Annotated in this window: 13 protein-coding genes; 6 read left to right on the top strand and 7 right to left on the bottom strand. The window is 48.4% G+C overall.

Features of this window, described 5'->3' with window-relative positions:
• The 4 genes from HMPREF0650_RS03820 to coaW form a co-directional block, all read right to left on the bottom strand.
• Positions 1-1,494 carry an ATP-binding cassette domain-containing protein gene (locus HMPREF0650_RS03820; RefSeq protein ID WP_004348488.1) on the bottom strand — a complete coding sequence of 498 codons (1,494 nt, stop codon included), beginning with the start codon at positions 1,492-1,494 and terminating at the stop codon, positions 1-3.
• Positions 1,495-1,501: 7 nt separating this feature from the next.
• Positions 1,502-2,395, bottom strand: a complete 894-nt coding sequence (locus tag HMPREF0650_RS03815) for an HlyD family secretion protein (protein ID WP_004348487.1) — start codon at positions 2,393-2,395, stop codon at positions 1,502-1,504.
• Position 2,396: 1 nt separating this feature from the next.
• Positions 2,397-3,644 (bottom strand): TolC family protein, encoded by a 1,248-nt coding sequence (locus tag HMPREF0650_RS03810; RefSeq protein WP_004348486.1) that lies wholly within the window; start codon positions 3,642-3,644, stop codon positions 2,397-2,399.
• A gap of 673 nt (positions 3,645-4,317) precedes the next feature.
• Positions 4,318-5,151, bottom strand: a complete 834-nt coding sequence (coaW, locus tag HMPREF0650_RS03805) for a type II pantothenate kinase (protein ID WP_004348485.1) — start codon at positions 5,149-5,151, stop codon at positions 4,318-4,320.
• A gap of 148 nt (positions 5,152-5,299) precedes the next feature.
• Between coaW and HMPREF0650_RS03800 the strand changes: the two genes are divergently transcribed.
• Positions 5,300-5,704, top strand: a complete 405-nt coding sequence (locus HMPREF0650_RS03800; protein WP_004348484.1) for a (deoxy)nucleoside triphosphate pyrophosphohydrolase — start codon at positions 5,300-5,302, stop codon at positions 5,702-5,704.
• Positions 5,704-7,677, top strand: a complete 1,974-nt coding sequence (gene ligA / locus HMPREF0650_RS03795) for an NAD-dependent DNA ligase LigA (protein WP_004348483.1) — start codon at positions 5,704-5,706, stop codon at positions 7,675-7,677. The genes HMPREF0650_RS03800 and ligA overlap by 1 nt, the downstream gene beginning before the upstream one ends.
• A gap of 114 nt (positions 7,678-7,791) precedes the next feature.
• On the opposite strand, the gene HMPREF0650_RS03790 is transcribed toward ligA, so the two are convergent.
• On the bottom strand, positions 7,792-8,532 hold the full coding sequence (locus tag HMPREF0650_RS03790) for a nucleoside-specific channel-forming Tsx family protein (protein WP_004348482.1): 741 nt from the start codon (positions 8,530-8,532) through the stop codon (positions 7,792-7,794).
• A gap of 292 nt (positions 8,533-8,824) precedes the next feature.
• Here HMPREF0650_RS03790 and trmD point away from each other — a divergent pair, with 292 nt between their 5' ends.
• Both trmD and HMPREF0650_RS03780 read left to right on the top strand, forming a co-directional pair.
• Positions 8,825-9,529 carry a tRNA (guanosine(37)-N1)-methyltransferase TrmD gene (trmD, locus tag HMPREF0650_RS03785; protein ID WP_004348481.1) on the top strand — a complete coding sequence of 235 codons (705 nt, stop codon included), beginning with the start codon at positions 8,825-8,827 and terminating at the stop codon, positions 9,527-9,529.
• A gap of 33 nt (positions 9,530-9,562) precedes the next feature.
• Positions 9,563-10,117, top strand: a complete 555-nt coding sequence (locus HMPREF0650_RS03780) for a DUF805 domain-containing protein (protein WP_004348480.1) — start codon at positions 9,563-9,565, stop codon at positions 10,115-10,117.
• 195 nt (positions 10,118-10,312) lie between these two features.
• Here the strand turns inward: HMPREF0650_RS03780 and HMPREF0650_RS03775 are convergent, their stop codons facing one another.
• On the bottom strand, positions 10,313-11,155 hold the full coding sequence (locus HMPREF0650_RS03775; RefSeq protein ID WP_004348479.1) for a patatin-like phospholipase family protein: 843 nt from the start codon (positions 11,153-11,155) through the stop codon (positions 10,313-10,315).
• A 350-nt stretch (positions 11,156-11,505) separates the two neighbouring features.
• On the opposite strand from HMPREF0650_RS03775, the gene HMPREF0650_RS03770 reads away from it, so the two are divergent.
• Together HMPREF0650_RS03770 and HMPREF0650_RS03765 are read left to right on the top strand one after the other, a co-directional pair.
• Complete coding sequence (locus HMPREF0650_RS03770) at positions 11,506-12,741, top strand: site-specific integrase (protein ID WP_004348478.1); 1,236 nt, start codon at positions 11,506-11,508, stop codon at positions 12,739-12,741.
• Between the two features lie 12 nt (positions 12,742-12,753).
• Complete coding sequence (locus HMPREF0650_RS03765) at positions 12,754-13,116, top strand: hypothetical protein (protein WP_004348477.1); 363 nt, start codon at positions 12,754-12,756, stop codon at positions 13,114-13,116.
• Positions 13,117-13,196: 80 nt separating this feature from the next.
• Here HMPREF0650_RS03765 and HMPREF0650_RS03760 read toward each other — a convergent pair whose 3' ends face one another.
• Positions 13,197-13,502: a helix-turn-helix domain-containing protein gene (locus HMPREF0650_RS03760; RefSeq protein WP_004348476.1), complete on the bottom strand. Its 306-nt coding sequence runs from the start codon at positions 13,500-13,502 to the stop codon at positions 13,197-13,199.
• Positions 13,503-13,516 lie beyond the last annotated feature (14 nt).

Raw genomic sequence — 13,516 nt, 5'->3', positions numbered from 1 at the left:
TTATTCTCCACGGGTGGCTTGGCGTGCCAACAGCGTAAACACCTCGTCCATGTCGTTGCATCGGTATGTGCGTTTCAGCTCGTCAGGTGTACCCATGGCACGAATTTTTCCATCCACCATGATGGAGATTCGGTCACAATATTCGGCCTCATCCATATAGTGCGTGGTGACAAAGACGGTGATACCGCGGGCCGAAGCGGCATAAATGAGTTCCCAAAACTGTCGTCTTGTGGCTGGATCCACACCCCCAGTAGGCTCATCAAGGAACACCACTTCAGGTTCGTGGAAGATACTTACCGAGAACGCGAGTTTCTGTTTCCACCCCAATGGCAGCGAATTGACCAGCGAATTGCGATGAGCCTCGAAATGCAACTGCTTGAGCATGTCGTCCATCTTGGTGGCAATGGCTTGTTTACTCATGCCATAGATACCGCCAAAAAGCTTGATGTTCTGAGCCACGGTCATGTCTTCATACAGGGAAAAGCGTTGACTCATGTAGCCAATGTGCTTCTTAATCTGCTCCGAATGCTTGCGTATGTCAAATCCAGCCACCTTCCCTTTGCCGCTTGTGGGCTTGTTCAATCCCGTGAGCATGTGCATGGCAGTGGTCTTTCCAGCACCATTTGCACCTAAAAAGCCAAAGATTTCGCCACGATGAACGCTGAAAGAAATGTCGTCAACGGCATGGAACGTCCCAAAAGCCTTAACCAAATGTTCAACCTGTATCACGTCTTCCGCCTTCTCTTGCTGACCCTCTTCCGCTATTCCTTGCTGCACCTGGGCAGACTTATCCTCATGCTTCAGACCCTCAGGATTGAAGATTTCGGCAAATTGCGTTAAGATTTCATCGGGGCCATCGATGGCTCTCACCCGTCCATTGTCCAGAAAAGCCACCCGCTCACAGCAGCGAATCTCGTCCAAGTAGGGCGTTGCGGCCACAATGGTGATATTCCTTTCCTTCAGCATTCCCAGCATCTGCCACAATTCTTTGCGCGAAACAGGATCGACACCCGTGGTGGGTTCATCCAAAAACAATACGCTTGGTTGATGGACAAGCGCACAAGAAAGAGCCAATTTCTGCTTCATACCACCCGACAACGCACCCGCCTTCCGATTTTTGAAAGGCTCTATCTGCGAGTAAATGGCTTTGATTCCATCATATCCAGCAGCGATGGTGGTGCCAAAAAGATCAGCAAAAAACTGGAGATTCTCCTCTACTGTCAAGTCTTGATACAACGAAAACTTACCCGGCATGTAACCAACTCGCTGGCGAATTTCCTTATATTGGCTCACCACGTCATAGCCTTCAACACTTACAGTGCCTGCATCGGCCAGCAAAAGTGATGCCATAATGCGAAACAGAGATGTCTTGCCGGCACCATCTGGACCAATAAGTCCGAACACTTCTCCTTGCTTCACGCTGAAAGAAACATCATCCAGCGCCTGGACATCATCGTAATGTTTGGTGATATGACTTACTTCTATCGCGTTCATTATTATCTTACAACTTCATCCCACCATACATACCAATCTTGATGTGACCGTCATTTTGCACGGCAATCTTCACGGCATACACCTGATCGGCACGTTCGTCATCGGTCAAGATGGTTTTGGGGGTGAATTCTGAGCGTGGTGATATCCAAACCACCTTTCCCTTATACTCCTTGCTGGTGTCATCTCCGTAATCGCTAAAGACTGTCACTTGCTGCCCAATCTTCACCTTTTCCAACTGCCGACTGGTGAGATAGGCGCGCAAAAAGAGGTTCTTGGTATCAGCAACTTTGAACAATGGCTTACCGATGGAGGCGAACTCGCCTTCTTCGGCATATTTCTCAAGCACGGTACCCGTGAGCGGTGAGGTGACATGACACTTCTTCAACTGGTCAAGTACCTGATATTTTTGGATGTCGTTCGCACTGATTTGTGAATTCAGTGCACGCGTACTATTGTTCAAAGAAGATTGCTGTGCAGCCAATTGACGTTTCAACACCCGAACGGCCGATGTGGCATCGTCCAGTTGTTTGCGGTTGGCAGCCCCATCATTCACCAGTCCTTCAAATCGTTGTCGCTCTTGTTCGGCCTGCTTGAGCTGCTGTCTGAGCACGGCTATCTGCGCGTTTACATCCGGTTTCTGATTGGCAATCGACTTGGAGTTGGCCCCTACCTGGCGAGCTTTCAAGGTCAATTGAACCGTATCTATCAAGCCTACCTGCTGTCCTTTACTCACTTCAGAACCTTCGGCAACCCCCAGTTGGAGTAGTCTGCCATTTTGTTCGGCCGACACAACAACCTCTGTAGCTTCAAAAAGACCAGTCGCATCGTATTTATTCTCGTGTGACGAACATGCTGACAAGATGCCAACAAGTCCGACCATCACTATCTTCATCGTTTTCATATCAGTTATTATTGATGTTTTTGAGTTGATAAATTGCTTGCAAGAGCTGTATTTCGTGAATGGTTTTCTGCTGCCGTGCCTCGCTCACCGCATTGACGTCGCGCAGCATTTCGTTGATGCTCTCAATACCATTTTGCACCTTTTTCACCGACGTATCATGGATGCGCTCACGCAAAGTGATGATGCGCGTGTCTTGTTCCAGCTTTTTGCGCAGGTCATACACCACCCCTGCCGACTGCTGGTTTTGCAAACGTGTGTTGAAAAGGAAAGTTTCACGCTCACTTTCAATCTGCCTTTTCTTGGTTTCCAGATTCCTCAAATCGTTCTTACGCGTATAAAAAGGTGCCACGTTCCATGACAACGTAATGCCACCCGCAATCATACCCGGACGCATGATGTCCATCACTTTGTTATGATACATGCCCATGGCGAAAGCGCTTATCGTGGGATTGAGCTGACTGTTCAAAGCCTTGCGCTGCGTATCGAGCAATTTTGACTGCGCTGCGAAATACGACAATTCGGGACGATGCGACGTGCTGTCTGGCAAAACTTCCGGCATGGCAGGCTTCGCCAGTTGGGTTTTCTCATCCACCTCCTGTCCGATGAACAGTCCCAACATCCGCGCATACGAGCGTCGTGAGGCACGAAGACTGCCCTCTTGCTGCTCGGCACGAACCTGTTCTACAGCCACTGCATCCAAATCAGACTGGTTAGCAACGCCACCTTTCAACATGGCTTCAACGGTATTGCGGCTCAACTGCAAGTCGTTCTGTAAGAGTTTAACCTGTTTGAGCTGTTCATCCAGCATCAGAATGCCGAAATATAGCTGGTCTACTCGCTGGTTGATGTCATACAAACGCACATTCAACTGGTTTTCGTCAACTTCGGCTTGTGCCTTAGCCAGCTGCTTACGAGCGGAGATGCCACCTCCATCATAAATCACCTGATTAACCTGTACGCTGCCATTGAGCAGGTAGTTTTTCATATCTGCCATGCCCGTAGCCTTCATTTGTTCAGAAAAATCGATCGGATCGGTGAACCCATTGGCTCCCAAACTGACCTTCACTTGTGGCAAATAGGCCTTTGAAGCATTGGAAACCGTGTAGTTCTTGCTTTGCTTGACCAACTCGTATTGCTTGATGACGGGATACTGTGTGCGTGCCAGCTCATGGCAACGTTCCAACGTAAGCTGGGCAAAGCCTTGCACGGCAACGGCAGACAACAGCAGCATCATGATTCGTTGTTTCATATACTTTGTGTTAGTTATGTTTGCAAAAATACAATATTTTGCGGTAACTGTTCTTACCCTTTATACTTTAAATATGTCCTTTTTGTACGATTGTATAAGATAAAAAGGTTAAAACGAGAATTAATCGTTATCCTGATGTCGCTCTTTATAATTTTATTGAATGTCGAACACAGCGTTTTATGCACTGAACCAGATGAAACGGGTCAGCACTTTGTCACAACGCAAGATGTTAAGTTTTTTGTCTAATAAACGCCCATAAAACGGCTCTTCAAATCTTTCAATCTAGAAAAAATCAATAGGCAGGAAGGATGCAAACAAGGAGTAATTTGGATAGAAACATCTAGTTTTTGCGCAAAAACAATGATTTTTCACCAAAAAATGCAGCACTTTGGCGACCTACCAACATGCTTTTGCGCTGCAAAGTCATGTGAATTGGCGGCCAAAAGCAATGCTTTTGGCTAAAAAATGGGTAAAAAAAGATGGAACAAGGATTATATACAGATGTAATTCTTTATATATCAACTACATACAAAAATCGCTCATATTTGGCGTATTTGCGCCCAATGTCTGCATTGTTCGCAAATACGTCCAAAATAAGCAAGCTTGTTGTCAAGAAAAATTACATCCATGAACAAGCCTGATTCCCTATCCGACAGCGTGTAAGACCGATGGCTTATTTCCGTTTTTTATCGATAAAACACAGTGCAGCACCAATGGCTGTGCAGAATTCACTGTACTTGGGAATGATGAAATTCACGCCATACAACTTCTCCATGCCACCGAATATGGACTTACACTGAGGTAGAAGCGTGAGGTTGCCGATGAGAACATAGTCCTTGATGCCCGTGCCCAACGAGGCCAGGATGGTGCTGCTTCCGATGGTTTGTAGCACCATGGTGATGATGCCCAGTGCAATATCTTCGCGCGAGGCGTTGCTCTTGGCGTTGCCAAAGAGTGAGGCAGTGGCGGTTTTGGGCAGGTTGGGCAGCGGATTGGGACTGATGTCGCCGATGCGCACATCGATATTCGAACCTTCACCTTGCATGGCCAGCATGGAAATCTGCTTGATATCGTCTGTCTTGAGCATGATGCGCGACAATCCAATGAGCGTTCCGCCTCCCAATCCCATGCCCCCAATATGGCGAATGTCATCGCCCAAACACTGGATAAGACTGGTTCCGGTGCCCATACTCACAACGATCATGTCGTCCAACTCGGTCTCAAACTGTGCCCCAAGACCATTGCAGATAAACTCTTCTGCCTTGGCGGTGGGCAATCCATACACGGGGTCGTCAACGTAAGCCGCACCAACACCGGTGAGCATCACCTGCTCTACCTCGCCAAGAGAAATCTTGTTGTCGTGCAAATACTTGCCAAACGCACCATAGAGCGAGGTCACCGGGTCGGTAGCCTTGATGCGAATGGGGGCCACCACGGTGCCATCATCATTAATTCCCACAATCTTTGTCGTACTGATTCCTACGTCAATTCCTATTACTATAGCCATAATTATCGTTTTATAGTTTGCAAAAATAGTGCAAACCGAAAACAGAGAAAGTTCACTTTCTATGTTAAGGTGCAGCCTATTTTCTGCAAAATTACAACATTATCAATAATTATTTGTACATTTGAAGCAAAATAAAAACCAAGGAAAGATGGAAGAAAAGACATATCGTGTGGTAGCTGCCATCATCAAAGACGGCGACAAATACTTGTGCATGCAGCGGGGACGCTCGCACTATGCGTACATTTCAGAACACTGGGAGTTTCCTGGTGGAAAGGTTGAAGAGGGAGAATCTGACCACGAAGCACTGGTGAGAGAAATCAAGGAAGAGATGGATTGGGATGTATTTGTGGGCAAAAAAGTGGGTACAGTGGAATTCCACTATCCCGATTTCAACATGCATCTCACGGCTTACCTTTGCAAAGGCGGCGACGGAGAGTTCAAGATGTTGGAACACTTGGACTACAAATGGCTCACCATAGATGAGTTGAATGACCTGAAATGGACGGAGGCCGACAGAAAACTGATAGAAATTCTCAAGACAAAAACAATCTGATGACAAACGACTTACGGCAAAAGATGCAGCAGTTGGTTGAAGAACTCAACCGTGCATCAGACAATTATTATAGTGGACGCACAGAGTCGATGACCGACTTTGAATGGGATGCCAAGTTCGATGAGCTGAAACGACTGGAACAAGAAAGTGGATTGGTGCTGCCAGACAGTCCCACCACGAATGTTTCTGACGGCACAATCACCGGACAGAAAGAGGCGCACGAGTTTCCAATGCTGTCACTGGCGAAGACCAAGAAGCCCGAAGAACTGGTAAAATGGGCTGAAGAACGACCGATATGGCTGTCGTGGAAACTGGACGGTTTGACCCTCGTGGTGACTTATGACGATGGGAAACTCACCAAAGTAGTAACGCGTGGCAACGGACACGTGGGCACCAACATCACCCATCTGGCTCCTGCCATCCAGGGAATTCCTGCTACTATCAAGAACAGTGGACATCTAGTGATTCGCGGAGAGGCTGTGATTTCGTATGCAGACTTTGAAGTATTCAACATGGAAGCAGACGAAGCATACGCCAACCCGCGCAACCTCGCATCGGGATCGCTCACGCTGAAGGATGTTGAAGAGGTGAAACGGCGCAAAATACAATGGATTCCGTTCACGCTGGTGTTCACCGATGAGGCGATAAACTCTTGGGGAGAACGCTTGGATTGGCTTAGAGAAATGGGCTTCAACGTGGTGAAACACGAACGCATCAGCGACCCTTCCATCCACAACGTGAACCAAGCCATTGAACAATGGACCAACCTGGTGACCCACAACCAATGTCCCTTCCCCGTAGATGGCTTGGTTATCACGTTCGACGACACGGCCTTTGCTGCCACAGGCTCTATCACTGGCCATCATGCCACACGCGCCGGACTGGCCTTTAAGTGGGAGGATGAAGCGGCTACAACCGAACTTGAGTACATTGAATGGTCGTGCGCAGCGTCTACTATCTCACCCGTTGCGGTGTTCAAGCCAGTAGAATTGGAGGGAACAACCGTGAAAAAGGCTTCGCTGTGCAATATCAGTGAGTGCGAAAGGTTGGGCATTGGCGGACCAGGCAGCGTGCTGTCGGTGATCAAGGCCAATAAAATTATCCCGAAAGTGATTAAGGTTGTGCAAACTGTTGGAGCGTTGGAAATACCGCACGAATGCCCCGTTTGCCATCATCAAACACGCATCGACATCAGCAAGGCAAGCGGTACGCGCACCCTTCACTGCACTAACGAGGCTTGTCCGGCCAAACAATTGAAGAAATTCAATCGCTTTGTGTCGAAAAACGGCATGGACATCGATGGCATTTCTGAGCAAACGTTGGCCAAATTCATTAACTTAGGATGGCTCAACACCTACGCTGACATCTACCGTTTACCCAATTATGCCCAACAAATCGCATCATTGGAAGGATTTGGAAACAAGTCAGCGGGCAACATGATGCGCTCCATTGAAAAGTCAAGGACTGTGGAAGCGCGCAAATTCCTCTATGCCTTGACCATTCCCATGTGTGGTGTTGACGCTTGCAAACGCCTGCTGGACGCTTACTCTTTGCACGAACTCATTAGCAAAGCCATTGAGGCTGACACGCCAGAGGCATTTGCCAACATCCCCGGAATTGGTCCGGAAACATCGGCTTCGGTTGTGAAATGGTTCCAAGTGGAAGCAAACAGAAACGTGGTTGATGACCTGTTGAAGACGTTAAACGTTGAACAGCCGTCCACACAGCCTACAGGTGCGAGGTGCGAAGGCCTCACTTTCGTCATCACAGGCGACGTACATCACTACAAAAACCGCGCTGAGCTCAAGGCTTATATCGAAAATCAAGGCGGACATGTGACAGGAAGCGTGAGTAAATCGACCAACTACCTTATTAATAATAATGTGAACTCTACCTCCGGAAAGAATAAAAAAGCAAAAGAATTGGGGATAGAGATTATATCAGAAGATCAATTCAGGGAACAATTCACCTGAGTTTTTTCTTTTTCATCCCGCAACATCCGTCGCTTTGACTACTGGGTTCATCACGTCAAACACCTTGATGAATCAGCACAAACAGGACGCATGTTGCGGGATAATGGATGTCAATTAGAACGTCCACTTTGCAGCTAAAGTTGGAATGGCGTAAAACTTATTGTTCTTTCCATGGTCATTCCAAACGAAATTATTGCTGAGTTCCACTTCTGAACCGATGCTCAGGTTAACCCCTTCCCAACCCTTGATGGCATTAAGGTTGACCCACAACTGAGGTTCAGACAAAAAGATGAAATTACCGTTTACATTCGAATTGTACCAAAGATCACAAAATCCGCTGAACGACATCAGGTTATTGGCGAAGTTAACACCCCACACTTCCGTGAGTTGCACACTGCTGAAAGCCTTCGCACCCATGTGCCTACTCTTGAAAAACTGCTTATACAACAATTGCACCGAGAAGGTTTTAGAGAAATTGTCGTTGTGCCAATTCCACGCACCACCCAGCAATGCAGCATGTTGAAAGCGGGTTGCGTTCCAAGTTTTCTCATTAGAAGACAGTCCACCGTTATACTCAACGTGTGCGGCCCATTGCTTGTTGGGCGTCAGATTGAACTCACGGGATATCTCCCAATAAGCACCAGCCACGCCATCACGCTGGTAGTCGAGGTCAGTGAACATGTAAGTACTTCCCCACTTGTCTGCTTTGAACATTTCCACGGTTGTTGTTACCGACGGACGCCCACTCAACTCGCTGTAGATGTTGTGGCCTAAATCGTAATGAAACTGTACGTTTTGCGCTACTGCCGACAGGCTTAGACCCGCCAAAAGCATGGTGATGATTTTTGTTTTCATATCGATAAAATCGTGTTTTGTGATATATTGTCGGCCGCAAAGTTACGAAAACCGATGGAGTTTCATGCCCTATTTTTTCACAAATCATAGCATTTGTTTGCAAATACACCTGCAAACGATTACCTCTGTGCACCATTCCATCCCATCAATCAAGGGTTGTTCGCACGCATGGAACACATGAAGAAAAAACATTTTTCACGTCTTTTCAATCTTTCTATCATTCACTTATTTCACATTATTTAAGGAATTAGTGTCATTAACATTAACGCTTTTTTCTTACTTTTGTCACAATATGCGAATAGACATCATTACAGTTTTGCCCGAAATGCTCGAGGGATTCGTCAACGAATCCATTCTATTGCGAGCACAAAAGAAGGGATTAGCCGAGATACACCTACACCATTTGCGCGATTACACCACCGACAAGTGGCGACGCGTGGACGACTATCCGTACGGAGGCTTTGCCGGTATGGTGATGCAGTGCGAGCCTATTGACCGCTGTATCACCGCCTTGAAAGCCGAAAGGGAATACGATGAGGTGATTTTCACGTCGCCCGACGGTGAACAATTCAACCAACAGGTGGCCAACGACCTATCCATGAAGGGCAACATCATCATTCTTTGCGGCCACTACAAAGGCATAGACCAGCGCATTCGCGACCATCTAATCACTCGCGAGATTAGCATTGGCGACTACGTCTTAACGGGTGGCGAGCTGGCTGCGGCTGTGATGGCCGATGCCATCATACGCCTTGTCCCAGGAGTAATCAGCGATGAGCAGAGCGCACTGAGCGACTCGTTCCAAGACAACATGCTCTCCGCCCCCATCTACACACGCCCGGCCGACTACAAAGGATGGAAGGTTCCCGAGATATTGCTCAGTGGCAACGAGGCAAAAATCAAGAACTGGGAAATGGAACAGGCCCTGGAACGCACCCGCAGGCTGCGCCCCGACCTGCTGGAAGACACGCCCCACAATCCTCAAATACATGATTGACAAACTATTAAAACTATATTATCTTTAAAACCTATGACTAAATTTATTGAGAAACCACAACCCTCATTTCCGGAAGCTGTAAGAAAAGGATGCAACCGACTTTTCGACTTCCATGGCCGCACACGTCGTTCAGACTTCTGGTGGTTTATGTTAGCCTACATGGTATGCTATTTCATCCTAACCAATATCTGTAAGGCTTTCCTGCCACTACTGGCTGCCGCCATCTGTGACCTTGCTGTCTTATCACTTGCCCTTGCCATTACCGTGCGCCGATTGCAAGACCGTGGTGCCAGCAAATGGTGGGTTTACGCAAACTATGCATCAACAGTTGTTTACACACTGTATATTTATGGAACAGGCATTGGCGAAGAATTGATGAGTGTCAATGCCAATCCAGAAGCCAGCATGGGCATGTTCACCGACCCCATCTTCATCATCTCGCTAATCGTTGTCATGGTCACCGGTCTGGTAACGTTCGTGCTTTGCTTGCTGGATGGGAAACCCCAGCCCAACAAGTACGGTCCCTCACCTAAATACATCATCCAAGAAGAAACGACACACGAACAGCATCTTGAAGCAACAGCATAAGATATTGTTTATCAACAAGATGCGACATTCCCAGCAAAACCATTGACTTTGGGTGCCAAACTCAATGCTTTTACACGGCAATGTCAATGAGATTGGACGCCAAAGTCTATGAGTTTGCGATTCGAAGCCACAGCAAATCAAATCAATCTACCGAGGTCACCATCGTCCTTAAGCGATAGTCGGTATAGAAAAGCATCATAATAGGGTTTCGCAGAAGGCATTGCCCAGCATGAAGCCCTCTTGATACAACCGCTCCAGCCGGCCGATATCTTTCTCCATTCGTCCCACCTCCATGGGTCTTTGGGGCCTGATACACACAACCTTCCCCAACTCCTCGAGCCGCTCCACCAGTTCCAGTTGCTCGTTGTAAGCGGCCACTCGGCGGCTCAAGGCCACGCGCAGACGGGGATATTTCTTATAAACAAAAGGAGGTATCTTACGGTCGCGTTCCTTACTGCGGTAGCCTTTGTTGCGCGTCAAAATCACCACGTTCTGCGGATGCCCCGTCTCTATGGCCCGCATCACAGGAATAGAGTCGACGATGCCGCCATCGAGCATGGGGATGCCGTCTACCATCACAATCTTGCTAACATACGGCAAACTGCTCGAAGCGCGCACAATGTCCAGCGAACGTTGCCGGTCTTTCGACTCCGTGAGGTATTCCGCTTGTCCCGTCAGACAGTTGGTAGTCACCATTTCGAAGGTCGCTGACCACTGAAAAAACGTATCGAAATCGAATGGCAGGTATTCGTTTGGAAATTTATCGTACAACAATTCTTGATCAAAGATGCAACCCTGTCTGAGTAAATGTCGCCAACCAATGTAACCATATTGAGTCAAAAAGTCGATGTTAGACAAGCGCGCCCTGCGCGGTTGCCTGCTGATGTACGACATGCCGTTACACGCACCGGCCGACACGGCGACGACATAACGGAAATATACACCATGCTTCATGAAAGCATCCAGAACACCACTGGTAAACACGCCACGCATGCCGCCACCTTCCAACACCAGTCCTGTATTCCTCTCAATATGCATAAAAACAAGTTATTTATTGCCACAAAGTTACTACAAAAAAGTGAAATGCGGAAAGTTATAGTGATAGAATTGAGTTACAAGGGTTTTAGTTGAAGTGGCGATAATTCGTGAAGCCATTACAATCCCTGCCGAAGCCAAATCCTGACGCCGCAACGTTACTTGTTCGTAACCATGCCCGAAAATGCGACAAACGGGTACGGATAGCGAAACAATACGTTAAGGAATAGTGAGTTACCGATAACTCACGCAAAAATTTCGGTTACGGAAAAAGATTGCTCCGTTCCTCCCCGTTTTGCGTACCGACACCGGACTCTTCACCAACTAATTTTGAAACCAAAAAATTAAGGACGATGAAGAGTACATTTTCAGTAATCTATTACCTCAAGCGTCAGGTAGTGAAAAAGGACGGGACAGTACCCGTCATGGGACGCATCACGGTGGACGGCAGCCAGACGCAGTTCAGCTGCAAGCTGACAGTCGATCCGAAACTGTGGGACACCAAAGGTGGACGTGTCACAGGCAGAAGCGCGGCGGCACTCGAAACGAACCGTATGCTTGACAAGATGCGGGTGCGCATCAATAGGCACTATCAGGAAATCATGGAACGTGACAACTTCGTCACGGCTGAGAAGGTGAAGAACGCTTTTCTCGGACTGGAACACCGCTACCACACGCTGATGCAGGTGTACCGTCGTCACAATGAGGACTATGAGAAACAGGTGGAAGCAGGCATGAAAGCAAAAGGTACACTGGAAAAGTACCGTATCGTTTACAAGCACCTGCAAGAGTTCCTCGACATCCGCTACCATGTGAAGGACATCGCACTGAAAGAGCTTACCCCCGCTTTCATCTCCGACTTCGAGATGTTCCTGCGCACGGACAAACACTGCTGCACCAATACCGTGTGGCTGTACGTCTGCCCGCTACGGACGATGGTGTTCATCGCCATCAACAACGAGTGGCTGACACGCGACCCGTTCCGCGAGTATGAAATCAAGAAGGAGGAAACAACACGCAGTTTTCTGACCAAAGAGGAAATACGCCTGCTGATGGACGGGAAACTGAAAAACGCCAAACAGGAACTGTACCGTGACCTCTACCTGTTCTGCGCTTTCACCGGGTTGTCGTTCTCGGATATGCGCAACCTCACGGAAGAGAATATCCGCACCTACTTCGACGAACACGAGTGGATAAACATCAACCGCCAGAAAACGGGCGTGGTGTCCAACATCCGCCTGCTTGACATCGCCAACCGCATAATCGGCAAATACCGTGGGCTGTGCGAGAACGGCAAGATATTCCCCGTCCCGCATTATAACACGTGCCTTGCCGGTATCCGTGCCGTCGCCAAGCGTTGCGGCATCACCAAGCATATCACGTGGCATCAGAGCCGCCACACGGCAGCCACGACGGTATTTCTCTCTAATGGCGTACCTATCGAAACCGTCAGCTCCATGCTCGGACACAAGAGCATAAAGACGACGCAGATTTACGCGAAGATAACCAAAGAAAAACTCAATCAGGACATGAAGAACCTTGCCGCAAGGTTGAACAGTGTTGAGGAATTTGCAGGTTGCACCATCTAAAAAAGAGAAGCCATGAAACGTGACATAATCATCATAGAGGACAAGGCGGTCAGCGTAACCGGTAACGACGTGTGGATGACCGCCACCGAAATCGCCGGACTGTTCCATACGACCGTCCCGGCAGTGAACGCCGCCATCAAAGCCATCCGCAAGTCGGACGTGCTTAACGACTACGAGGTGTGCCGCTACATGCAACTTGAAAACGGACTGTACGCAGATGTGTACGCGCTTGAAATCATCATCCCCGTCGCCTTCCGGCTGAACACCTACAACACCCACCTGTTCCGCACATGGCTGGTGGGAAAAGCTCTCGCCAAAGAGAAACGGCAGGCATACGTGATGTTCATACAGAACGGAAAAGCCGGGTACTGCTGATTGCGCATACCACATAAGACAAGGAAACGGGCAGCACCACAAAAAGTGTCGCCCGTTTCCTTTTTTCTTGCCAACCGCGCTCACTCCAGCGGCTTGCGGTAATTTGCTTCCAGCACTTCACGCAGCCCCGTTTCCGGGTAAAGCACCTTCCCTCCCAAAAGTATGAAGGGCAACACGCGGTTGTTGCGGTATTCCTGCAATGTGCGTCGGCTTACGCGGAGCAGTTCCGCCACCTCGCCGTCCGTCAGGTAACGTTCCCCGTCCAGCAGAGGACGGTAACTTTCCAGAAAGGCGGACAGCCATTTCGAGCCTTTGCGCATATCCTGCACCACAGAGGCTATCGGCTCGTCTTCCATCGTAAAAACATCGTTGTTCTCGTTCATCATAACTTCGGATTCAG

Source organism: Hoylesella buccalis ATCC 35310, assembly GCF_000177075.1.
Lineage (GTDB): Bacteria > Bacteroidota > Bacteroidia > Bacteroidales > Bacteroidaceae > Prevotella > Prevotella buccalis.
Note: the sequence above shows the minus strand (reverse complement) of the source record. Positions and strands in the feature narration are given on the sequence as shown.

What these genes read in the sequence shown, in the direction of transcription:
- HMPREF0650_RS03820 (WP_004348488.1), bottom strand. Translation starts at nt 1,494, where the DNA reads ATGAACGCGATAGAAGTAAGTCATATCACCAAACATTACGATGATGTC.
- HMPREF0650_RS03815 (WP_004348487.1), bottom strand. Translation starts at nt 2,395, where the DNA reads ATGAAAACGATGAAGATAGTGATGGTCGGACTTGTTGGCATCTTGTCA.
- HMPREF0650_RS03810 (WP_004348486.1), bottom strand. Translation starts at nt 3,644, where the DNA reads ATGAAACAACGAATCATGATGCTGCTGTTGTCTGCCGTTGCCGTGCAA.
- coaW (WP_004348485.1), bottom strand. Translation starts at nt 5,151, where the DNA reads ATGGCTATAGTAATAGGAATTGACGTAGGAATCAGTACGACAAAGATT.
- HMPREF0650_RS03800 (WP_004348484.1), top strand. Translation starts at nt 5,300, where the DNA reads ATGGAAGAAAAGACATATCGTGTGGTAGCTGCCATCATCAAAGACGGC.
- ligA (WP_004348483.1), top strand. Translation starts at nt 5,704, where the DNA reads ATGACAAACGACTTACGGCAAAAGATGCAGCAGTTGGTTGAAGAACTC.
- HMPREF0650_RS03790 (WP_004348482.1), bottom strand. Translation starts at nt 8,532, where the DNA reads ATGAAAACAAAAATCATCACCATGCTTTTGGCGGGTCTAAGCCTGTCG.
- trmD (WP_004348481.1), top strand. Translation starts at nt 8,825, where the DNA reads ATGCGAATAGACATCATTACAGTTTTGCCCGAAATGCTCGAGGGATTC.
- HMPREF0650_RS03780 (WP_004348480.1), top strand. Translation starts at nt 9,563, where the DNA reads ATGACTAAATTTATTGAGAAACCACAACCCTCATTTCCGGAAGCTGTA.
- HMPREF0650_RS03775 (WP_004348479.1), bottom strand. Translation starts at nt 11,155, where the DNA reads ATGCATATTGAGAGGAATACAGGACTGGTGTTGGAAGGTGGCGGCATG.
- HMPREF0650_RS03770 (WP_004348478.1), top strand. Translation starts at nt 11,506, where the DNA reads ATGAAGAGTACATTTTCAGTAATCTATTACCTCAAGCGTCAGGTAGTG.
- HMPREF0650_RS03765 (WP_004348477.1), top strand. Translation starts at nt 12,754, where the DNA reads ATGAAACGTGACATAATCATCATAGAGGACAAGGCGGTCAGCGTAACC.
- HMPREF0650_RS03760 (WP_004348476.1), bottom strand. Translation starts at nt 13,502, where the DNA reads ATGATGAACGAGAACAACGATGTTTTTACGATGGAAGACGAGCCGATA.